21 protein-coding genes are annotated in these 20,939 nt (G+C 42.5%); 18 read left to right on the top strand and 3 right to left on the bottom strand.

Features of this window, described 5'->3' with window-relative positions; translation table 11 throughout:
* Positions 1-53 precede the first annotated feature (53 nt).
* Positions 54-797, bottom strand: coding sequence for a helix-turn-helix domain-containing protein (locus OH460_RS06610; RefSeq protein WP_105057542.1), 744 nt, complete (start codon positions 795-797; stop codon positions 54-56).
* Between the two features lie 193 nt (positions 798-990).
* On the opposite strand from OH460_RS06610, the gene OH460_RS06605 reads away from it, so the two are divergent.
* The 17 genes from OH460_RS06605 (at position 991) to OH460_RS06525 (ending at position 17,046) form a co-directional block, all read left to right on the top strand.
* Positions 991-1,164 (top strand): Flp family type IVb pilin, encoded by a 174-nt coding sequence (locus tag OH460_RS06605; protein ID WP_061032533.1) that lies wholly within the window; start codon positions 991-993, stop codon positions 1,162-1,164.
* 173 nt (positions 1,165-1,337) lie between these two features.
* The gene (locus OH460_RS06600) at positions 1,338-1,868 is read left to right on the top strand and encodes an A24 family peptidase (RefSeq protein WP_061032534.1); all 531 of its coding nucleotides are present in this window, start codon (positions 1,338-1,340) and stop codon (positions 1,866-1,868) included.
* 38 nt (positions 1,869-1,906) lie between these two features.
* The gene (locus OH460_RS06595; RefSeq protein ID WP_061032535.1) at positions 1,907-3,244 is read left to right on the top strand and encodes a hypothetical protein; all 1,338 of its coding nucleotides are present in this window, start codon (positions 1,907-1,909) and stop codon (positions 3,242-3,244) included.
* Between the two features lie 3 nt (positions 3,245-3,247).
* Positions 3,248-3,997: a Flp pilus assembly protein CpaB gene (gene cpaB, locus OH460_RS06590; RefSeq protein ID WP_061032536.1), complete on the top strand. Its 750-nt coding sequence runs from the start codon at positions 3,248-3,250 to the stop codon at positions 3,995-3,997.
* 8 nt (positions 3,998-4,005) lie between these two features.
* Entirely contained in the window at positions 4,006-5,460 is a 1,455-nt protein-coding gene (locus OH460_RS06585) for a type II and III secretion system protein family protein (RefSeq protein WP_061032537.1), read from the top strand.
* A complete protein-coding gene (locus OH460_RS06580) occupies positions 5,450-5,722 on the top strand; it encodes a hypothetical protein (RefSeq protein WP_061032538.1) in 273 nt (90 codons plus the stop codon). The genes OH460_RS06585 and OH460_RS06580 overlap by 11 nt, the downstream gene beginning before the upstream one ends.
* Positions 5,723-5,738: 16 nt before the next feature.
* A complete protein-coding gene (locus tag OH460_RS06575) occupies positions 5,739-7,007 on the top strand; it encodes a Tad domain-containing protein (RefSeq protein WP_061032539.1) in 1,269 nt (422 codons plus the stop codon).
* Between the two features lie 2 nt (positions 7,008-7,009).
* A complete protein-coding gene (locus OH460_RS06570; protein ID WP_105057538.1) occupies positions 7,010-7,438 on the top strand; it encodes a TadE/TadG family type IV pilus assembly protein in 429 nt (142 codons plus the stop codon).
* Entirely contained in the window at positions 7,438-7,932 is a 495-nt protein-coding gene (locus OH460_RS06565) for a TadE/TadG family type IV pilus assembly protein (RefSeq protein WP_061032541.1), read from the top strand. Before OH460_RS06570 ends, OH460_RS06565 begins: the two co-directional genes overlap by 1 nt.
* Before the next feature lie 16 nt (positions 7,933-7,948).
* Positions 7,949-9,163 carry an AAA family ATPase gene (locus tag OH460_RS06560; protein WP_239939542.1) on the top strand — a complete coding sequence of 405 codons (1,215 nt, stop codon included), beginning with the start codon at positions 7,949-7,951 and terminating at the stop codon, positions 9,161-9,163.
* Positions 9,164-9,196: 33 nt separating this feature from the next.
* Complete coding sequence (locus OH460_RS06555; protein WP_061032543.1) at positions 9,197-10,648, top strand: CpaF family protein; 1,452 nt, start codon at positions 9,197-9,199, stop codon at positions 10,646-10,648.
* A gap of 9 nt (positions 10,649-10,657) precedes the next feature.
* Positions 10,658-11,623: a type II secretion system F family protein gene (locus OH460_RS06550; RefSeq protein ID WP_061032544.1), complete on the top strand. Its 966-nt coding sequence runs from the start codon at positions 10,658-10,660 to the stop codon at positions 11,621-11,623.
* 3 nt (positions 11,624-11,626) lie between these two features.
* Complete coding sequence (locus tag OH460_RS06545; RefSeq protein ID WP_105057537.1) at positions 11,627-12,598, top strand: type II secretion system F family protein; 972 nt, start codon at positions 11,627-11,629, stop codon at positions 12,596-12,598.
* On the top strand, positions 12,595-13,599 hold the full coding sequence (locus OH460_RS06540) for a tetratricopeptide repeat protein (RefSeq protein WP_061032546.1): 1,005 nt from the start codon (positions 12,595-12,597) through the stop codon (positions 13,597-13,599). Before OH460_RS06545 ends, OH460_RS06540 begins: the two co-directional genes overlap by 4 nt.
* A 34-nt stretch (positions 13,600-13,633) precedes the next feature.
* A complete protein-coding gene (locus OH460_RS06535) occupies positions 13,634-15,397 on the top strand; it encodes a hypothetical protein (RefSeq protein ID WP_269996034.1) in 1,764 nt (587 codons plus the stop codon).
* Entirely contained in the window at positions 15,394-16,323 is a 930-nt protein-coding gene (locus OH460_RS06530; RefSeq protein ID WP_116871716.1) for a glycosyltransferase family 2 protein, read from the top strand. Before OH460_RS06535 ends, OH460_RS06530 begins: the two co-directional genes overlap by 4 nt.
* A 9-nt stretch (positions 16,324-16,332) precedes the next feature.
* Positions 16,333-17,046: a class I SAM-dependent methyltransferase gene (locus OH460_RS06525; RefSeq protein WP_017065822.1), complete on the top strand. Its 714-nt coding sequence runs from the start codon at positions 16,333-16,335 to the stop codon at positions 17,044-17,046.
* 75 nt (positions 17,047-17,121) lie between these two features.
* Here OH460_RS06525 and chrA read toward each other — a convergent pair whose 3' ends face one another.
* Entirely contained in the window at positions 17,122-18,270 is a 1,149-nt protein-coding gene (chrA, locus tag OH460_RS06520; protein ID WP_061032549.1) for a chromate efflux transporter, read from the bottom strand.
* Positions 18,271-18,371: 101 nt separating this feature from the next.
* Here chrA and OH460_RS06515 point away from each other — a divergent pair, with 101 nt between their 5' ends.
* On the top strand, positions 18,372-19,298 hold the full coding sequence (locus OH460_RS06515) for a LysR family transcriptional regulator (RefSeq protein ID WP_116871718.1): 927 nt from the start codon (positions 18,372-18,374) through the stop codon (positions 19,296-19,298).
* A 271-nt stretch (positions 19,299-19,569) separates the two neighbouring features.
* Here the strand turns inward: OH460_RS06515 and OH460_RS06510 are convergent, their stop codons facing one another.
* Positions 19,570-20,910, bottom strand: coding sequence for an MATE family efflux transporter (locus OH460_RS06510; protein WP_269996028.1), 1,341 nt, complete (start codon positions 20,908-20,910; stop codon positions 19,570-19,572).
* Positions 20,911-20,939: the final 29 nt, after the last annotated feature.

Genomic DNA, 20,939 nt, shown 5'->3' with positions numbered 1-20,939 from the left:
TTTTGTTAAAATCATGTTAAATGTACCATGATTTTTTCTTTTAGGGAGTAAAATTAGCGTTTTCTGTTATCCATGCAGGCTCGTCTGTAACTTGCAGGCGTTACGCCAGTTCTTTTCTTGAAGATTCTTGAGAAATATGACACATCCTTGTATCCACATTGATAAGAGATAACCGCTATTTTTGATTCGGTATCGGCCTCGATTAGCTTCTTGGCTAATAAGATTCGTTTATCACACACGAAGTCACGAAAGCTTACCCCAAAGTGTAGATGAAACTTCTTAGAAAAGTAGGTGGTGGAACAGTGACATTTCTCTGCAATCTCCGTTTCTCTTATCTCCTTGTTAATATTATCCATTACAAAGTTTACGACTTCAGACGTGAACAGCTTTGCTGACAGCTGGTTGTTGTTATTCGTTTTTCGGTCAAGATCGAAGTGAGGGTCAAAGATATGCTGTGTTTTACTCTTTAGTTCTTCGAAGGCACTGGTCAGATGATTGTTACTCGTTTCTATAATGAAAAATATATTCTTATGATTTCGAATGATATTAGGTATCTCAAATGGTGAAATTAAAACTATCCGCTTGTTTAGGTTTTCACAAATAGATAATGCCATGGTAAGTAATTGAATTTCACTTTCTCTATTTAAAATGAAAAATACAATTCTTACATCTAAGTTACTGATAACTGATATATCTTGTTGAAAATTTTCCACAGGGAAGTAACGACTAACTTTATTTATAATAATTGAATTAAACTCGCTATCTATATCTGATAGCAGTGGTGTTATTAATTTCATTTCTACTAAACCTGTATCATATATAAATGGCCAGATGTGAAAATTCAGAAATAAGGAAATTATTACAGAGATTAGAAGTACAACAAAAAAGTGCAAGTAAATGGCAAAAAAATCCTAACCGAATGTGTGACTCACCTCTAGATTTACTTTACAGGTAACCGAAGCCTGTTATGAAAATCAAGGAGAGGTTGTCATGGGTAAGTTTTTGAATAATTGCAAAGAATTCATGAAAGATGAAGAAGGGTTGACTGTAATCGAGTATGTAATCGGTGCAGCATTATTGGTTTTAGGCTTAACAACTGTATTTTCTGGCCTAGGTAATACTCTGGCAAATAAATTAAACGCTATTGTTGCCAATGTAGGTTAGTGGTTGAAGCTATGAACAATAATAAACTGAGACGGCAATCGGGGTTAACTACGGTCGAATACGTGATTGGTGCGGCCTCGCTTGTCCTTGCTGTTGGGTTAGTTTTCTCTGGGATGGCAACAGCCTTACTTAGTAAGTTTCAGAGCATTATATCGAGTGTATAAATAGAACATATGATTAATGAGCCTTCTGCTTTTTGGGCACTGCTAATTGCAGTTTCGGTATACGATGTTGAAAAGCATCGTATACCTAATAAAATATTGATACTTCTTTTGTTTGTTTATTTTTTGTCAATGTTTGATAGCAATTATACGTTGGGCTTTTTCTTGTCTTCATTAGCAGGGTTTGCAGTACTTTTTGGGTTTGGTTTGCTTTTGTATTTTATGAGAGCAATGTCTGCAGGTGATGTGAAGTTATTGGGCGTTGTTGGAATGTATCTTGGGTGGGGACAAATACTTGATGCATCGTACTTTATCTTACTTGCTTCTGGGATGATCGGATCCTTTTATTTACTTTATAACTACGCTAACTCAAGTAGTGTCAGCATTAAAGGTTATTTCCAAAATAAACTTATTTTATTGAGTGGTGTTTCACCAGTCAAAGATGAGCGTACTAATTTTCATAATCGATACTTAAATAAAGTGACAATGCCTTTTGCCCCCTCTGTTGTCATAGGATTAGCGATGTATAGCTATTTTAATTAAAGCTGTTGTTGGTAAGCTTTGTGGAGAGGAATAATATAATGGATATTATAGGGCATACGGCTTCAACAACATTAAAACCGCAAATATCAGCTCCTGTTGTCCCAACATCACTTGATACGTTGGGAATTCCTGAAGTCGTGATTGAAAATCTCGTACTTAAGCATTTGTCTGCATACCCTAAATCGGACGTTTTAGAACTTTCCAATCATATATGTGTTGTGACTCATATTGTGGAAAGTGCTTTGGCGGTATTGAGGAAAAAATCTCTAATTGAGGTTTTTCAACCTACCTCAGATCTTTCTCTCTCATCTGCATCACATAGTCACGTTCGTTACTCTCTCTCAGAGAAAGGGCTAGAAGAAGCCGATTTAGCTTTCAAGCGTGATGCTTATTTAGGTCCAGCCCCAGTTTCTCTTGAGCAATATAGTGAGGTGGTCAAGCAGCAAGACCTTAGGGCTGAGCTCGTGACTCGTCCACATGTCGAGGCGGCGTTAAGTGATGTCTATGGCATCGATAAAATGATTTCCGTCCTAGGGCCGGCAATAAACTCAGGGCGAGCCCTTTTGTTATATGGGCATGCTGGTACTGGTAAAACCTTTGTTGCTAGCCGTATTGTCAACGCTTTGCACACTTCGGTGTTTATTCCTTATGCCGTCTATGCGCTTGGCAATATTATCAAGGTTTTCTCTGCACAACACCATAAACCTTTAGATAGAAACGGCAGTACCAAAGCTATCTCGCTAAAAGATCAATACGATAAGCGCTGGCTTAACTGTGAGAGACCGAATATCCAGGTCGGTGGTGAGCTCACCATGGATATGCTTGAGGTGAATCACTCAGAAAACAGTCGAGTCTGGTTAGCCCCGGTACAGATGATGGCAAACAATGGAATTTTCGTGATAGACGATCTTGGCCGTCAACCTATGCCTGTAGACACATTGCTGAATCGATGGATAGTGCCGATGGAGTACGCTTTTGATTATCTATCGCTGCCCAACGGTCAGCAAATTACGATGCCGTTTGTTTTAACTCTCGCCTTCTCTACCAACTTAAATCCAAAGAAAATCAGTGATCCCGCATTTTTGCGTCGTTTAGGTTACAAAATTGAATTTAAGCCTCTTATGCAGCGTGATTACGAAGCGTTGTGGATGAATGTTGCCGCAGAGAAAGAGGTTGAACTTCAAGACGGTTTCTTTGAGCGTTTATCCCAAATGCACACTTTATACAAAGTGCCATTTTTCCCCTGCTTGCCGAAAGATCTGGTAGGTATAAGTAAAGATATTCTTTCGTTCGAGCAACTCCCGCCTGTTATCACATTCGATATTCTTTCCATGGCTTGGGAAGTTTATTTTACCTCTGATGGACATGAGGAATAACACATGAATAAGAGTCAAGTTTTCCTACTATTTTTACTGTCCGTAGTATTTGGTTTAGCTGCTGTTTTTTTCGCTAAACAATGGATGGAAAATCAAGTACAGCCAACAGTCGAAGTTGAAACTGTGGAGCGTCATCCAGTAGTTGTGGCCTCACAAGAGATTGAAGCTGGAACGATAATTGAAGAGCAGTTCCTAACCACGAAGTTAATGGAAGTCGATTGGATTAACGAGAATAACTACTCCGATGTTTCAGAACTCGTTGGCAAGGTGGTTGCAAATACCATTTATGCCGGAGAGGTTCTCCACAAAATGCGTTTTACTGTTCCTGGTGAAGGTTCAACATTAGCGGCATTGATCCCTGAGAATAAGAGAGCGGTAACGATCCGAGTTGATGACGTCATAGGTGTCGCTGGGTTCCTATTACCTGGGAATAAGGTCGATATTCTTAACACCGTTTCTTATAGCCAAAATTCAGCGTCGACTCGAACAGTATTGAAAGACATTAAGGTCTTGGCTGTAGACCAAACAGCTAAAACGAAAGAAAACAGTCCGATTATCGTGAGAGCTGTGACGTTAGAGGTTTCCCCTCAAGATGCTGAAAAATTACTGACGGCAAAGAGTAAGGGGAGTATTCAACTAACTTTGAGAAACCCACACGAAGTCGAGAAAAAAGTGGCTCGTCGATATGTACCTAGACCAAGTGTAACCATCATCAAAGGTACTCAAGCATCTAGTGTTCGCGTCAAGGATTGAGGTGAGATATGAAAATAATATTAACGTGTGTTTTGAGCCTAGTTTGTTTTTCTACATTGAGCTTTGCCGCTCTTCAAACTGGGAAAACCGTCACGGTTCCTCATCACAAATCAACGCATGTCGTTTTATCGGGTAAGGCTAGCAAGGTGTCACTTGGTGACCCTGATGTCCTTGATATTGTGATGCTTAAATCTAACGAGTTATTTTTGATAGGTAATAAATTAGGTGCTACCAACCTAATGGCTTGGGACGCTCGAGGGCAGTTGATTGAGTCTATCAATATTGAGGTTACTCATGATCTTAATAGTTTAAAGGCTAAGTTATATGAGTTCCTTCCTGATGAAACGATTGAGGTACATAGTGCGCAAAACCGTTTGCTGCTGAGCGGTCAGGTGAGCAACCAACAGCAGATGAATGTCGCGATGAGAATTGCAGAAACTTACTCCTCCGGGCAAACCGCAGATGAGTCAAAAGAGAGTGGTAGTGAGCAAGCTGCGGCGACTGGGGTCATCAACTTAATGTCGATTGGTGGTGCTCAGCAAGTCATGCTAGAGGTCACTGTCGCTGAAGTGCAAAGAAGCTTAGTTCGAAAATTCGATGCTAACTTCCATTTCTTCCAAACCAGTGGTTCTGATTTTTCATGGGGAGCGTCTTCTGTGCCTGCTGGTGTATTGGGTGCAACGCCGATTTTTGATATTCCCACCTCAACAGATTATGGGATTTTAGGTTCTTTTATCGATAGCAATACATTGTTTACCTTTGCTCTGGATGTTGCAAAGCAGAATGGTGTAGCCAAAGTTTTGGCTGAGCCGAATCTAACCGCGTTAAGTGGTTCAAAAGCTGAATTTTTAGCGGGCGGTGAGTTCCCAATCCCTGTGCCTGATGAAGACGGCATCACCATTGAATACAAAGAATATGGTGTAGGGCTGAAATTCATCCCAACGGTTCTTAGTGATAAAAAAATCAACCTGAACTTGGCTGTTGATGTGAGTGAAATTGCGAATAGTAGCTCGCTAACGATTGATCCTGGTACTACCAACGCGACTTACTTCATTCCACCTATTACGCGTCGTAGTGCATCTTCAACACTTGAGTTAGCAGATGGCCAGACTATCGGTATTGCAGGTTTACTGAGTGAGAATGTGAGAGATATCAGCAACAAGATGCCAGGCTTTGGTGATGTGCCGATTTTAGGGCAGCTTTTCAACAGCCAAGAGTATGTATCTGGCGAAACCGAACTGGTTATTCTTGTGACTCCAAGGCTTGCCAAGCCAATCGACCGCACGAAAGTGACATTACCAACAGATGCTTTCGTCGACCCTAATGACTTGGAATATTATTTGTTAGGCCGAAGCGCTTACATTGCTGAACCGTCTGAATCCACTTCAGAGCAATCTCAATCAGCACAGGCCGTATCGCCAACCGACGGCGGTAGTGAAGGCTCATTTGGTCATGATTTATAAGGAGATAGATATGATTAGAATAATGATGGTCTTTCTCGTGATGGTGCTAGTTGGCTGTGCTAATGATGCCCGTTTGGGGCATTCAGTAGCACTAGTGAAAACAGAACAAACATATAACCCTAATGCGACCCAAGAGAATCTACTCGAAGTACCGGACGGTACAGGGGAGCGGATGCAGGCTGGTTACGACCGATATGTTGGCAGAGGTGAAAATGATCTGTCCGGAAGCAGTAGTAGCCAGATCCTAGAAGAGTTTAACTAAATCTGGAGGTACTCACATGTTGTATCGAGTATCACAAAGCCCCAAAAAGCAACAAGGCTTAGTCGTAGTCATGATTACAGCCGCTTTGTTGGTTTTTTTAGCTGTCTCAGCGTTAGCTGTCGATATCAACCATATGGTTGTGAATAAAACGCGGTTACAAAATGCAGTCGATTCTGCTGCGCTAGCTGCCGCAACTATTTTAGACAATAGTAAGGATAAAGATGCCGTAGATGCAGAGGTTGGCACCGCATTAAATGCTATGGCAGCCGCCACAGGTAATCATGAATTTGATTTTAGTACGGCTTCTGTAAACATTGATTATTCAAATGATCCTAAGGATTTTACAGGAACAGCAACGTTCGGTGCAGATGATGATGTCTATGTGCGTGTTCGTGTCGATTCCTTGGATATGGATGAGTTTTTCATTCAAATGTTTGGACTAGAAAAAACCGTTTCGGCGAGTGCGGTTGCTGGCCCTAGTTCTGGTCAGGTCGTTGTTAATAATGTTGTGCCAATTGGTGTGTGTATTGGTGATGGCACGTCGGATAATGATGTCTCACCAGAAGATGGGTACCATGATGTGACTGGTGAGGAAATAACCAGTGTTTTTGGTTATGAAGTTGGCACCGTTCATGCGTTAAAGGTCGGCGACAAGAGCTTATCTGAAATGGGGAATGGTAATTACCACCTTCTTGATTTTGGATCTGGTGGTAAAACGGTGAAAGAAGGTTTAGGCGGCAGTTATGATTATCCGGTTAAAATTGGCGAAGACATTACAACGAAGCCGGGTGGCACGGTAGGTCCGACTGGTGATGGTCTAAATACTCGTTTTGGTGATTATGGCGGCGGTTTATCAGCCTCCGATTACCCTTCAGATTATGTAACAACGGAACCTACAGACGAAATAACAATTGATGCGAGTACAGGTGAGATCGATTTTGATGGCACTTACAGTTACGCACAATATGAAGCTGATACCAATGCATGTATTGCTAGTGGTGGTAGTGGTTGTGCGTCTAATGGTGTCGCATGGCGTCGTATTTTAGCCATACCTATGGTGGATTGTTCAGGTAAAAGCGGTGGTACCACTGACTTTACAGTGAACAAAATTGGTTGCTTCTTTTTGTTGCAAAAAGCACCGACAAATAATTCAGGTACTCCTGCCGTATTTGGTGAATTTATTCACTCCTGCAGTGTGACAGGTGGGGCGGGTAGTACGACCTCTACAACAGAAGGGACTTATAGGATTGTTTTGTATAAGGACCCTGATAGTGGGGAGTCTTGATTATGAAACGGTTGAGAAAACGACAAAGCGGTTTTGCAGCTATCGAGGTGGTACTGGCCACACCCGTATTATTGTTCTTTATGGTATTGGTGCTTGAATTCGGAAATATATTGATTCATTACAATGTCATTTCAAAGTCAGTGCAAAATGGAGCGCGTTATGCGGTTAGTGAAGTGTATGGGACTGTTGGCGGCACAATAGCCCCTACGTCAGAAATTCAGAATGTAGTGGTCTATGGTCAAAATAGTGTGGGCACGGCGGTACTCTCTTCATTGACGACAGCAGATGTCACTGTCACTCAGCCATCTGGTGATAGCTATGTGCGAGTAAGTGTTACCTATGATTATGTTCCACATTTCTTGTCTATTCCCTTTTCGTCGGAGAGCTTTGCCATTCCATTAAGTGTGACTTCGGTTATGAGGGTGCTGTGATGAAAAGGCTAAAAGGGCGTATTAAAGGACTTGCCATCGTTGAATTTACATTAGTGTCATGGCTGATTTTTCTTTTGATTTTTTTAATCTTGGCATTTGGTGCTTATATATTTTCACTACAAATGGTCAGTGAAGCGACAAGGAAGGCGGCTAGACTGGCGACAGTATGCTATGTCTTAGATAGAGATAATATTGGTGCAATGGTGGTGGATGAGATCCCGCTGGTTGGGTTTTCTGGTGCTAATTTAGAGGTGGCTTACCTTGATGCGAGTGGAGGGGAGATAGCATCAGATTTCGAAGATAACTTCGATGATATTAAGTTTGTACGTGCCAGAGCGACTGGCTACGGCATTCAGTTGATTAGTAACCTAAGTTTCTTAGGTAACAATGGGTTTCTTGCTGCCCCTGCATTCGAAACAATTTTACCGGCTGAAAGTTTAGGGGTTGTTAGGGCAGATTCTGACATTAAGAATCGATGTCCCGAAGTTATCTAGTACAGGAGTTTGATGTATGGGGGAAGCAATTCAAATGACGCCTAATGAGGGTGACATTACGCGTTTGAGAACTAATTTAAAGGTCTGGTTAATATACAATACTGAGGCTTTTCATTCGCATATGAGCCACGAATTGAAGAAATGCCGAAACGTACATGTGACGGCTTTTTCACTCTCGGCAATGAGCGAGGAATACCTAAAAAGTGCTGATGTTCCAGAACTCATTTTTGTCGAGGCCAATGGAAATTGGGCTCAAAAAATGGTTGAACTGCAAGGGTATGATCTGTCGCTTGAGGACGAGAACCTATCTTTGGTTGTGCTGGGAGATGAAAGTGATAATGGGGCGTTAAAGATAGCACTTCGCTTGGGAGCATCAGACTTCTTGTCGCACAATGTCATGCTCTCTGATTTACTCCCTCTGTTGAAAAAAACAGCGGCCGAAAAACTTGAGAACTCGAACTATGGTGAGTTTATTTTGTTTTTGAATACGAAAGGGGGGATGGGGGCGACAACTCTGGCTTTGAATACCGCTATTGAGATGGCCAGTCAGCATCCTAATGAAGTGCTTTTGCTCGATATTGATCTCCAATTTGGAGTAATTCCTGATTACTTAAATATTATTCCCACCTACAGCGTTTCTGATGCAATAAATAGCGCGAATGACCTGGATGAAATCTCCTTAGGTACTTTGGTCAATAAACATGAATCTGGTCTTCATGTTCTAAGCTTTAAGCATGAAAACAATGCTGATGATTTCGAGCAGGCACAAAAAATAGGCAGGCTGCTGCCTATATTGCGCCGTTTTTACCCTTATGTGGTGATCGACCTATCTAGAGGGTTAGATCATGTATTTGCATCTGCTATATCACCAGCAACGAAAGTGCTTCTGGTTTTACAGCAGAGTTTAGTGTCAGTAAAAAACACAAGTAGATTAATTAAGTCTCTGAAGTTTGAGTACGGCTTACAAAGCGACTCAATAGAGGTGATCCTTAACCGTTACGAAAAACGACATTCTATTAAGTTAAAGGACATTGAGCAGGCGGTGGGTAACCACGATATCCACTTGATGCCTAATGACTTTAAAGTGGCACTAGAGAGTGCCAACTTGGGGCAGCCGTTAGTTCAGTCGAGAAAGAAAAGCTCAATTACTCGTTCTATCATCGATTTGTCTCACGTTCTTTCACCACCAGAGCAAGAAGAAAAAGGCTGGTTGAAAAAGTGGTTTTCATAACGGGTAGATGAATAGTGAACACGAGGGATTGTGATGTTCTTTAAACGAAAAAATGTAAATCCAGAGTTTGAAAAAAGAGTAGAACAGATTTCGCATGACTCAGAAGATACCAACCCTGTTGAGCGTTTATCCAGTGTTGATACGTCTAGTCAATCTCGCAGTTCTGAAGCGAATGTAGAAAAGGAAAAAGCGATTGATGAAGCTCGAAAAGTGTTAGAGCAAGAGTTATCAATCAAACACTTTTTTCATAAGCAACTGCTTGAGACCCTAGATTTAGGATTACTTTCAAGTTTGGAAAAAGAGCGGGCTAAGGTTGACTTGCATGAAGCCATTTTACAGTTGATGGCTGACGATGGTAGTCATGCGCTGAGTGCTGAAGGGCGAAAGCGGGTTATAAAGCAGATAGAAGATGAGGTGTTTGGTCTTGGGCCGTTGGAGCCTTTACTCGCTGACCAAACCGTTTCAGATATCTTGGTGAATGGTCCTAAGAGCGTTTATGTCGAGCGAAGAGGTAAGCTTGAAAAGACGCCGTATACTTTTCTTGATGATCGCCATTTAAGAAATATCATTGACCGTATCGTAAGCCAGGTTGGTCGCCGAATCGATGAAGCATCACCTATGGTAGATGCCCGTTTAGTTGATGGATCTCGTGTGAACGCAATTATCCCTCCTCTTGCGCTTGATGGCCCTTCTGTTTCTATTCGTCGTTTTGCGGTTGATCGTTTAACGATGGATAACCTGATTGACTACAACTCAGTTTCGCCGCAAATGGCTAAATTTGTTGAAGCTGCGGTTAAAGGTGAACTCAACATATTGATTTCAGGTGGTACTGGTTCGGGAAAAACGACCACGTTAAATATCTTCTCCGGCTTTATTCCACGTGACCAGCGAATCATTACAATAGAGGACTCTGCGGAGCTTCAACTTCAACAACCTCATGTTATTCGTTTAGAGACTCGCCCTGCAAACCTAGAAGGTAAAGGGGAGATAAGTCAGCGGGAACTCGTGAAAAACACCCTACGTATGCGACCCGATAGAATCGTGGTTGGTGAGGTTCGTGGTAGCGAAGCGGTTGATATGTTAGCTGCGATGAATACTGGCCATGACGGCTCTCTCGCGACAATCCATGCCAACACCCCTCGTGACGCCTTAAGCCGTGTAGAAAACATGTTTTCTATGGCTGGTTGGAATATCTCAACCAAAAACTTAAGAGCTCAAATTGCTTCAGCTATCCACTTAGTCGTTCAAATGGAGCGTCAAGAAGATGGTAAACGCCGTATGGTGAGTATTCAGGAAATCAACGGCATGGAAGGTGAGGTAATTACGATGTCGGAAATTTTCCGATTCCAACGTAAAGGTATTGATGAAGAGGGCAATATCCTCGGTTACTACACCGCAACGGGTGTGGTGCCTCAGTATCACGACCAACTAGTTAAACGTGGTCTTGACCTGCCTTTCGAACTCTTTACTGAAACTCACAGTTAAGGAGAGATTATGGATAACGTAAGTGTTTCATTAGCACTATTGTTTATCGCGGTACTTTTTATCTCCCAAGCACTATTGCTACCTGCTGCGGGGAAAAAAGCAAAGCATAAAGAGTTATCTCGTCGCTTAAAAGAGACGCAGCGTAATATTGATGAAGAGAGTTTGTCTTTGTTAAAAGAGCATTATAACAAAGACTTATCCCCCATCGATCGTAAGCTCATTGTGGTTCCTTATTTTGCTAGCTTGAAAAAAATGTTGGAGTTGGCAGGTATTAGAGTCGCGTTAAGTCGCTTTCTGTCGACTGTGACTCTTTGCGGGCTTGCGCTGACATTGATAGCCATCATGACAAATCAAGTGTGGTTTATCTGTGTCGCAGCCTTCATCCTTGTTTGGGTTATCGCTTACCTATATGTGCAGAATCGAGTGACTTATCGAATGGCTCGATTTGAAGAGCAACTCCCAGAAGCTTTAGACATCATTCGCCGAGCATTACAAGCTGGGCAGCCTCTTGTGCAGTCTTTTAATGAAGTGGGTGAAGAGCTACCAGATCCGATAGGCACTGAGTTTAAGAACACGTATAACCTGCTTAACTACGGTTATGACTTGCGCCTGGCTATTTTACAGATGGCTGAACGTGTACCAACGGTTTCTATGTTGGCTTTCTCTAGTGCCGTGATGTTGCAAAAAGAGACTGGGGGTAACTTGTCTGAGAACCTCCAAAAAGTATCTGAAGTACTCAGAGCTCGCTTTAAGTTAGAAAGAAAAGTGAAGACGCTCTCGGCTGAAAGTCGATTATCGGCATGGATATTAACACTATCTCCATTTGGGTTGTTTTTTGCTTTAAGAGTTGCCAGCCCAGAATACATAGAACCGCTTTACCAAGATCCCCGAGGTCTATCAATGGTTAGTGTGGGTATAGTGCTGTTGGCTGTCGGAGCCTTATGGATCAAAAAGATCATTAGCATAGAGATATAAGCCATGGACCTATTAAATATTGAAGTGTGGGAGCAGATGTTAGCTGACTTTGGAGTGAGCTCTCAGATGGTTATCTATGCGATGATTCTGCTTACTACTGTTTTATTAACATTAACGCTAGGGTTCCTATTTTTGGGTGCTCGTTCCCCCTTAGACAAGAAGCTTAGACAGATTTCTGAAGACGGACAGGTGAGAGGTAAAAAACCGTATGACTTCTCTAATACGCTAGAGTCATTAAGCCCTTTTCTTAGTAAAGGGAATAAAAAAGACAATGAAACCTACTCAGAAAAGCTCATGCACGCAGGGTTTCATGAGAAGAATGCTTTGTCCGTTTTCTATGCGTTAAAAGTGCTGTCGAGCTTAGTCGGTGTTATCGCTGCTTTCATGGTTTATTACATCTCATTAGGTGGTAGTTACAACAATTTATTGATTATGACGTGTGTTTTTCTAGGGACTTTTACACCTAATATTGTACTGAGCAAGCTGCAAAAAGAACGTCAGAAAAAAATCAGAAACGGAGTGCCTGATGCACTCGATCTTCTCGTTGTATGTACCGAGTCCGGATTGGGCTTTAATGCGGCCCTTGGGCGTGTCGCGTCTGAGCTATACGTCTCTCAACCTGAGCTTGCAGATGAATTGGATACGGTTTTTGCCAAGATACAAGCTGGGGTAACCATGCCCGATGCGCTTAGACAATTCATCGAACGAACTGGCCTTGTTGAACTAGAAGGCTTGGTATCTTTGCTTTCTCATGCCTCCAGAATGGGGGGAAGTTTAGCGCAAACACTGCGTGATTATACGGAAGATTTTCGAGATAAACGCCAGCAAGCGGCAGAAGAGGTGGCTGCGAAAATACCGACTAAAATGTTATTTCCTATGCTGATTTTTATTTGGCCTTGTTTTTTCATTGTTGCACTTGGCCCAGGACTACTTATCGTAATGGACGCATTGAGTGCGCCGGGAGCAAGTTTATGATGTTATACAATAAGTTCCTTCTACTTTTCCTACCAATACTACTACTCGGTTGTGCATCATCTGATGAACCAACGAATCAATTTGATGCAGAACTGTATTCCGGTAAACCGATAGATACGTTAACGAATGATGACCCTCCTTTGAGTGAGAAGGAAGCGATCATGCGTGGTGACGTAGCATTAAGGGACAACAACATCGATCTAGCCTTGTATGAATACATTCGCTCACTGTCTTTTCCTGAGCAAGAGTTTCACGACAAAACGCTGTTTACTATAGGTAAAATCCATTCATCTCGTGGCAACGCGGCGCTTGCCGAGAAAGCGTATCTGGCGGCCTTAGATTTCAATCCAGCACATACCGAGGTACTGGAGGAATTAGGCGTTTTGTATACGAAGCAGCGACGAACGGATGAAGGTCGAAGTTATTTCTTTAAAGCGATTAATGCCGACCAAGTTCGTTTGAAAAGCAGTGAAACGATTAAAAACCACCAAGCGTTAAGCCAAAGTGAAGTCGCTAGCTTGAAGGTCGACAGTATGTCTCCTGCATCAGCATATATGGGGATTGGTGTGTTGGAAGATGTCGACGGAAAGCATCAGATAGCTCAAGAGTACTTCAAAAAGTCGCTGCAGATAGACAAAAACTCATTCAAAGCTCTGTTGAATATGGGCTACTCCCATTACATGTACGGCAATTACAAGGAAGCGTATCAGTACACGCGTTCAGCTCTAGAGTTAGAGCCAAATAGTGAGAAGGCCCAAAACAATCTAGCCCTCATTTATCTGGCTTCCGGTGATGTTAAGAAAGCCACTAATATGTTTATGCGACATATGGATACGCCTGAAGCGTTGAATAATGTAGGGTATTTCCTAATATTACAAGGTAAGCCGGATGAAGCCGTTCCTTACCTTCAGCAAGCAATAGACAAGAAACCATCGTATTACAGAGTTGCGAACGAAAACTTAAACAGAGCATTAGCGGAAGTGAGAGAGATGGAGCAATAGTCGTTTAAATTTTGGCTCAGTGAAAAGGATATTCATGTCGCCTAAAAGTGAGAGTTTTAATAAAGATATCATTGTTATCTCTGTGATCTGGCTAGTTTGTGCCACACTGATCTTTATTTACAAGTGGGAGAGTGTTTCAGCTCTTAACCTGAATGACAATGACGACTATATGCGTTTCGTTCAATTTCAGGATTGGATGGCAACTGGACATTGGTACCTAGAGCCAATGAATAATTTTAATGCCGCTGACGGCATTGTTATTCATTGGTCTCGCTTTCCTGATTTAATCTTATCGCTCGTAGCTTTTCCATTGTTGTTTATCGTCGATGATAATCTTGCTTATACAATATCAATTTCGCTTGTCCCTCTGCTTTACTTGCTACTTTTTTCTCTGTCATGCTTTTACCTAGCTGACCACCTCTTCGGTGCCAAGTATCGCTTTATTAGTATGATGTTTGCGATTTCTTCGCCTTCAATTATCCATTTTTTACCCGGTTCTATTGATCATCATAATATTCAGCTGGTCTTCGCGGTCCTATTTCTAGCTTTAACGCCATTGAATCATGAGCAGTTGCGCCATGCGTGGCGTGTTTATGCGCAATCTATCTTGCTGTCTCTATCTTTATGGACGGGGCTTGATAATGTTTTGCTATTCATGTTTTTTTTCGCGATTTACACCGTGTATTGCGGTCTTGTTCGCCATGAGTGGTTTGGCTATATCTCTAAGTTGTATGCGAGTTCCGCTCTGTTTGGGATTTGTGCGGTTTTATTAAATCGGCCTTACGATGAGTTTTTTGTTTTTAAGTACGACGAAATATCATTTGTTCTCATCATCCTTTTCTTCTGTGGTTGGCTTTTCGTTAATGTTTATCATCGGTTTATGAATGAAGATAACAGTCTACTGCAAAAGGTTTTTCTGTTCGTATTTCTAGCTGTTCTATTTTTAATCCCAGTGGCAGTGCTTTATCCATCACTCAGCAGTGCGTTGTTAATTGATTACCCTCCGATACTTAAAGTCTATTGGTTAGACCAAGTGACAGAAGCGAAGTCGGTCGTTAGATATGTCGCAAGTCATGGTTTTTTCTCGATAGAGAATTACGCTTTGCTGGTGATTCCTGCCACTTTGTATCCACTTTTTAAGCGTAAAAATCACCACTGCACAATTTTGTATCTCATCTTTATGTTCAATTTAGCCCTTGCGATCTTTTGGCAGATTAGAGTCATGAGGTTGTGTTTTGTGCTAGCGGCTCCCCTCCAAGCATACGTGATTCTTCAGTTAGCAGATTACATTCGTTCCTCCATCATAAAAGCGACGGTTATTACTTCTGGAGCACCACTAGCGGTCGCCTTTGTCATTCTCGCGTTGTCGCCAACCGAAGAAATTACAACTACTCTTGATCAAAAGGAGCAATCGCTGAAGATTCATAAGGTGTTAAAAGATAACGATATAAATTCGCACACCATACTTTCAGGGATTGAAACGGGGGCTCCAGTGTTGGCAAAAACGGATAATCGAATTATTGCTGCTCCTTACCATCGAAATATTGTTGGGAACCAATTTCTTATTGAAGTGATGCTAGAGGAAGATCTGAGCTTAGCCGAAAGGAAAATCATAGAGAAAAGCATCGATATCATTGTTATTGGCAATGACCCGCATTTGTTGATTTTAAAGGACTCGGCGAGCGAGGAGGCATTTATCAATAAGCTGTACAGCTCAGATACGCCAACTTGGTTAGATGTTGTGTACGACAATATTGAAAATGGGTACCGAGTGTTTCGAGTCAGGGAGAGTTCATGAAGAATCAAACCATAGCGGTGTTACTCCCGTGCTATAACGAAGCCGGAGCGGTTGGAAAAACGGTGGCTGACTTTCAACGTGCACTACCAAGTGCGACGATTTATGTGTACGACAATAACTCCACTGATGGCACGGTCGAAGAGGCGCTGCAAGCTGGTGCTGTTGTTCGCCATGAGTATCGTCAGGGCAAAGGTGAAGTCGTGCGACGGATGTTCTCAGATATTGATGCTGACATTTATATTATGGCTGATGGTGATGATACCTACGACGCCTCCATTAGCCCTACACTGATTGAACAACTGGTTACTGAACAGCTCGATATGATCATTGGCAGTCGAGAGCGCTCTTCCGAGGCTTATCCTGCAGGACATATTTTAGGTAATAAGATGTTTTCGACTCTGATAAATAAAGGGTTCAATGCTCAATTGAATGATGTTTTCTCTGGCTATCGAGTGATGAGTCGCCGGTTTGTAAAAACGGTTCCTATTTTCAGTGATGGCTTTCAAATTGAGACGGAACTAACCGTGCATGCATTGCACCATAATATGTCGATCAAAGAAGTACCCACTCATTATCACTCAAGGCCTGAAGGCACGGCGAGTAAGCTGAATACTTTGAGTGATGGGATCAAAATCCTCAACTTTATTTTGTTCCTGCTACGAGACGTAAAGCCGATGTTTTTTTTCGGTGCTATGTCGGTGTTGCTTTGCTTTATCTCATTGGGATTAGGGGTTCCCGTTATTATCGATTTTATTGATACCGGGCTCGTTGAAAGAGTCCCAACAGCTATTCTGTCTAGTTCAATTGCACTTATCGCGGTGATGTCTTTCTTTTGCGGCTTGATACTCGACAACGTGTCGCGCGGCAGACGAGAGATGAGGATCCTTTCAATATTAAGAAGTCACGATCACAAGCCATCTCAATAGGATTCAGGAATGAGAATAAACAAGGATGAAGACAAGGAGTGGCTCGATTATTTGTCCCGTTTCAGTGATGAATATGACGAGCGAGTCTACGAAAGCAGTACAACAGGCTATGTGATGAGGGCGGGTCATATAGCGTGTGAGAAGCCTTTCAGTAACAGAGAGCATTTCTCGAAGGTGCTAGAAGTGGGTTCAGGAACGGGTGAACACTTGAGACATGTTCAGCATAGTTTTGACGAGTATACGGTCAGTGATGGCGATTCTGCCGCACTTGAAGTGGCAAAAAGGCAACTCAGTAACACCAGTACTTATGACAAGCTCGTTTTTAATGTAACGAATGCACGAGCGTTAGACTTTGAAAGTAACTGCTTTGATCGTGTTATTGCGACACATATATTGGAACACCTTTATGAGCCTCACCTTGTGATTAAAGAATGGCTTAGGGTATTAAAGCCGGGCGGCACTTTGTCCATTTTGATTCCCACAGACCCAGGTATTGCATGGAAAGTTGGTCGCTATATGACGACAAGAAAACTTGGAGTGAAAAAGGGGTGGAACTACGATTACATTATGGCGAGAGAACATGTTAATCCCTGCAATAATTTGATCGCCTTTTTAAAGTACTATCTCCCTGATAATAAACACTCTTTTTGGCCATTAAGCCCAATCCCGCTCATTGATTGCAATTTGTTTTTTAACTTCCATGGAATCAAGCCTGCTAGTTAAAGGTTCGATGGCTCCTATCGTTCAGTCGTAAGCAAGAAGTTAAGTATTCACTAACTTCTTGCTTCGGTTAGATCTTTAGTTAACAAAGCCAGTAAGAGCGCCGAATAGCATAAACATGCCGACAAGCCCTACGATTGGCATCTTGACCGTTTTCAATAGCCACACACCTATGATGATCAGAGCGAAGTCTAAACCGCCACTCACCGCACTTGTGAAGATTGGCTGATACAGAGCCGCAAGTAGTAACCCGACTACCGCTGCATTCACACCGGTAAGTGCACCAGCAACCAATGGTTTACTTGCGATTGCCTGCCAGTTTTTCAATACCCCCAGTAGTAATAAGAAGCCCGGTAAGAACACGGCGATTGTCGCTAACAAAGCGCCAGTAATTGGTGCCGATGGCATTAATACATAGCCTAGGTATGTCGCTAAGGTAAACATAGGACCAGGTACAGCCTGTGCTGCAGCATAGCCCGTTAGGAACGCATCTTGGGATAGTTGGTCACCAATACCATTCTGCAACAATGGAAGTACCACATGACCGCCACCGAATACTAAGCTGCCAGCTTGATAAAACAGACCAAATACCTCAATACCTTGAGAGTATGCACTGAACAGAGGAAGGCCAACCAACAGCGCAACAAAAATAACGAGCGGTGTTATGGAGATCTTGTGTGTTGATGGAACCGTTTTGATGTCTTGTGAGGTCAAAAACTTGCTGCCAATGATTGCGGCAAATAGAAGTACCAAGATTTGTGGCCAGATCCCAGGAAGCAACAGGAGAACCACGGCAGTCATGACACATAAAGCGGTCGCGACTTTCGATTGGCAAAAGTTTTTGTACATGCCAAATGTGGCATCAGCAACCACCACCACTGCGAGTAGCTTCAAACCGTGAATAATTGAATTAAACAGAGGTGCTTCCAATAGCTGATTGCTCACCAAAGCTAATATCAACATTAAGATGACAGATGGGGAAGTAAAGCCGATAAACGCAGCAATCGCACCCGTTAAGCCACCTCTTTTGTAGCCAACCGCAAAGCCAACTTGGCTTGAACCTGGGCCGGGTAGAAATTGACTAAGCGCGACAATTTGCCCGTATTCTTCATCAGATAGCCAGTTAAGTTTCTCAACAAAGGTTTTACGGAAGTAGCCAATGTGCGCAGCTGGTCCACCAAAGCTAATCCAGCCAAGCCAGAAAAAGGTTTTAAAAATTGAAAGCATGATCGATTCCAGATAAATGTTTAGCGTAATTTATGGTGACTTGCACTATGATTCAAATTAATTGTTTTAATTATAACTATTAATGAAATAGGTTCTGTTGGATGGCTGATTTTAACTGGAAAGGTATCGATCTTAACTTATTGATAGCTTTGCAAGCGTTATACAAAACGAACAGTGTAAGTAAAGCGGCTGAGCGCTGTTATGTCAGTCAGTCTGCAATGAGTCATAGCCTTCAACGACTTCGAAAGTTGTTTGATGACCCTCTGTTTGAGCGAGTAGGTAGCAAAATGGAAGCAACGGATAGAGCGATTGAATTATCCAGTACTGTCGATGCCTTGCTCAATACCATTCAATCTGAAGTACTACTCTCTAAATCATTTGATGCAACAACTTACCAAGGCAGTTGGAAGATTGGTCTTACCGATTATGCCGAGCAGATGTTTGCTCCAGTGTTGTTTGATCTCATTAAACAGTCCTCTCCTGATTCTCAAATTGCGTTGTTCAACGTAAATCGAGCTAACTATCAGCGAGTATTTGAAGATTCTAAGCTTGATATGGCGATCGGTAGCTTCGGTGAAGTGTCTAAGCTATACAGAACCAAGCACTTGTACACAGAACAGCACGTCTGCTTGCTCGACAATTCAGTGTTGTCGATCGAAGAGCCCATGTCTTTAGTACAATTTGCATCTGTTGGGCATGCTTTGGTTTCTCCTGCAGGAGTGATAAAAACGGGAGTCGACAGTCGCCTAGCTGAACTTGGCTTAAGTCGAAAAGTGGTTATTGCTTCGAGTAACTTTTTAACGGTAAAGCGCTTAATTCGTGGCAGAGAACTGCTCTGTATAGTGCCTAAGCTGGTGGCTCGTAATGACATTGAGGGTGAAGAAGCACTGTTGGCTGTCAAGCCACCGATAGATGTACCGGATTTCGATATACAGCTTGTCTATCGGAAAGCGAAGCATTTAGATGATAAAAATAAGTTACTTAGAAGGTTGATTACTGAAGCTGTGTCGTCTGTGATTACTGAGTAATTTTTTGTATTGGGGGATAACCACACTTTTTCTAATTATTTAAGGAAAAATCAGGTTAATAATAAGAATCCGACTATACTTAATTTACGACTCAAAGCAGTCGGAAAGAATAGGCTTTTTGATTTACCTAAGTAAAAAAATTGGTTATATCCTCATTATATAGCTCAAAAACCTACCAGGCTAAACGGATTTAGTTGGTCTAAAAAGCGCTAGCTCCCCCTAGCGCTTTTTCTTTTGCATCAGTCAGATTTACCAATGTATCTTCAATCACTTAAAGTGAGAAACGAGTCCATTTTTTTGCTCTCCAGCGATACGCCATTATGATGCCTCGGAACCATTCATCCATCGCGATCGCCATCCAAGCACCAAGCACACCATACCCCCAGTGTACGCCAAGCAAATAGCTCATCGCGACGCCAATGCCCCACATGCTGAGGATACCCATTTTTACTGGGAACTTAATATCGCCAGCGGCTTTCAAGCATGAGATGAAGATCAGGTTAAATACTCGACCCGCTTCGAGAATGATTGACCCTGCAATCAGCACTGCCGCTAATGCGATGATCTCAGGATTTTGTGTGAACAGATCGAGAATTTCATAGCGGAATAGGTAAACCACACAGGTGATCGTGGTTGAGGCGATGAAGCCCACCACAAAGTAACGCTGTACGCGTGACGTTATTTCATCGATCCATCCCTTACCAATGTAATAACCGGTTTGAATTTGGCTACCTTGACCAATGGCTAAAGCAAATGCGAACGAGAGACGTGCGATGTTCTGAGCATAGGTAAAGGCCGCCAGTGACGATGTGCCCATCTGAACGACAAAGAAGGTAATGCTGATCTGTGCCATGTTGTAAGAGAGCACTTCACCCGCGTTCATCGAGCCGATCTTCATTATCTTCTGATAGATAGATTTCGGTACCGATTTAAATTGTTTCACGGGGAGCTCTATGCCTTTATTTCTGACCACACCAATCAAGATAAGCATGCCAATCACTTGGCTAGTCACGGTTGCAATGGCTACCCCTTGAACGCCGTATACCGGTAAGCCAAAAGGTTGGTAGAGCGCGCAGTAGTTACCGAAAATATTAATCACACCAGCAATCATGTTGATGATCATTGGAGATTTAGAGTAACCATGGCTGCGGAGGATAGTGGTGAGTACCACACCTATCGTGACGTTGAAAGTGAGTGCGCCACTGATGAACAAGTACTCCTGTGCGTACTGTTCAACCTGAGCTTCAAGCTGATAGAGCGGAATAAAGTACTCTGCCCCCAGCACGGCGAAAATACTCAGCAATACACCCGTAATTATCGCCAATATGATGCTGGCAACGCCGACTTGCGCGCTTTCTTGATCGCGTGAGGCGCCATTGTATTGGGCAATGAGAATACCAGTACCACTGCTGACCATGGTCGATACGATGATTAGGAAAAAGGATATCTGAGAGATAACACCAACGGCAGACACGGCTTTGTCTGAGTATCCCGATAACATGAATACATCGCTGGTGTTGAGTGCAGTTCGAAGCAGCACTTCGATAAAAATTGGCCAAGTGAGCGCAACGATTCCCATGCGTTTGTTTAGGGTGGAATCAGCATTAGGCATTTAGTTTTTCTCAAAAAAAAAGGAAGGCG

This window comes from Vibrio sp. Makdt, assembly GCF_027587015.1.
Taxonomy (GTDB): domain Bacteria; phylum Pseudomonadota; class Gammaproteobacteria; order Enterobacterales; family Vibrionaceae; genus Vibrio; species Vibrio chagasii_B.
This window is presented reverse-complemented; position numbering and strand designations above follow the sequence as displayed.

What these genes read in the sequence shown, in the direction of transcription:
- OH460_RS06610 (WP_105057542.1), bottom strand. Translation starts at nt 797, where the DNA reads ATGAAATTAATAACACCACTGCTATCAGATATAGATAGCGAGTTTAAT.
- OH460_RS06605 (WP_061032533.1), top strand. Translation starts at nt 991, where the DNA reads ATGGGTAAGTTTTTGAATAATTGCAAAGAATTCATGAAAGATGAAGAA.
- OH460_RS06600 (WP_061032534.1), top strand. Translation starts at nt 1,338, where the DNA reads ATGATTAATGAGCCTTCTGCTTTTTGGGCACTGCTAATTGCAGTTTCG.
- OH460_RS06595 (WP_061032535.1), top strand. Translation starts at nt 1,907, where the DNA reads ATGGATATTATAGGGCATACGGCTTCAACAACATTAAAACCGCAAATA.
- cpaB (WP_061032536.1), top strand. Translation starts at nt 3,248, where the DNA reads ATGAATAAGAGTCAAGTTTTCCTACTATTTTTACTGTCCGTAGTATTT.
- OH460_RS06585 (WP_061032537.1), top strand. Translation starts at nt 4,006, where the DNA reads ATGAAAATAATATTAACGTGTGTTTTGAGCCTAGTTTGTTTTTCTACA.
- OH460_RS06580 (WP_061032538.1), top strand. Translation starts at nt 5,450, where the DNA reads ATGATTTATAAGGAGATAGATATGATTAGAATAATGATGGTCTTTCTC.
- OH460_RS06575 (WP_061032539.1), top strand. Translation starts at nt 5,739, where the DNA reads ATGTTGTATCGAGTATCACAAAGCCCCAAAAAGCAACAAGGCTTAGTC.
- OH460_RS06570 (WP_105057538.1), top strand. Translation starts at nt 7,010, where the DNA reads ATGAAACGGTTGAGAAAACGACAAAGCGGTTTTGCAGCTATCGAGGTG.
- OH460_RS06565 (WP_061032541.1), top strand. Translation starts at nt 7,438, where the DNA reads ATGAAAAGGCTAAAAGGGCGTATTAAAGGACTTGCCATCGTTGAATTT.
- OH460_RS06560 (WP_239939542.1), top strand. Translation starts at nt 7,949, where the DNA reads ATGGGGGAAGCAATTCAAATGACGCCTAATGAGGGTGACATTACGCGT.
- OH460_RS06555 (WP_061032543.1), top strand. Translation starts at nt 9,197, where the DNA reads ATGTTCTTTAAACGAAAAAATGTAAATCCAGAGTTTGAAAAAAGAGTA.
- OH460_RS06550 (WP_061032544.1), top strand. Translation starts at nt 10,658, where the DNA reads ATGGATAACGTAAGTGTTTCATTAGCACTATTGTTTATCGCGGTACTT.
- OH460_RS06545 (WP_105057537.1), top strand. Translation starts at nt 11,627, where the DNA reads ATGGACCTATTAAATATTGAAGTGTGGGAGCAGATGTTAGCTGACTTT.
- OH460_RS06540 (WP_061032546.1), top strand. Translation starts at nt 12,595, where the DNA reads ATGATGTTATACAATAAGTTCCTTCTACTTTTCCTACCAATACTACTA.
- OH460_RS06535 (WP_269996034.1), top strand. Translation starts at nt 13,634, where the DNA reads ATGTCGCCTAAAAGTGAGAGTTTTAATAAAGATATCATTGTTATCTCT.
- OH460_RS06530 (WP_116871716.1), top strand. Translation starts at nt 15,394, where the DNA reads ATGAAGAATCAAACCATAGCGGTGTTACTCCCGTGCTATAACGAAGCC.
- OH460_RS06525 (WP_017065822.1), top strand. Translation starts at nt 16,333, where the DNA reads ATGAGAATAAACAAGGATGAAGACAAGGAGTGGCTCGATTATTTGTCC.
- chrA (WP_061032549.1), bottom strand. Translation starts at nt 18,270, where the DNA reads ATGCTTTCAATTTTTAAAACCTTTTTCTGGCTTGGCTGGATTAGCTTT.
- OH460_RS06515 (WP_116871718.1), top strand. Translation starts at nt 18,372, where the DNA reads ATGGCTGATTTTAACTGGAAAGGTATCGATCTTAACTTATTGATAGCT.
- OH460_RS06510 (WP_269996028.1), bottom strand. Translation starts at nt 20,910, where the DNA reads ATGCCTAATGCTGATTCCACCCTAAACAAACGCATGGGAATCGTTGCG.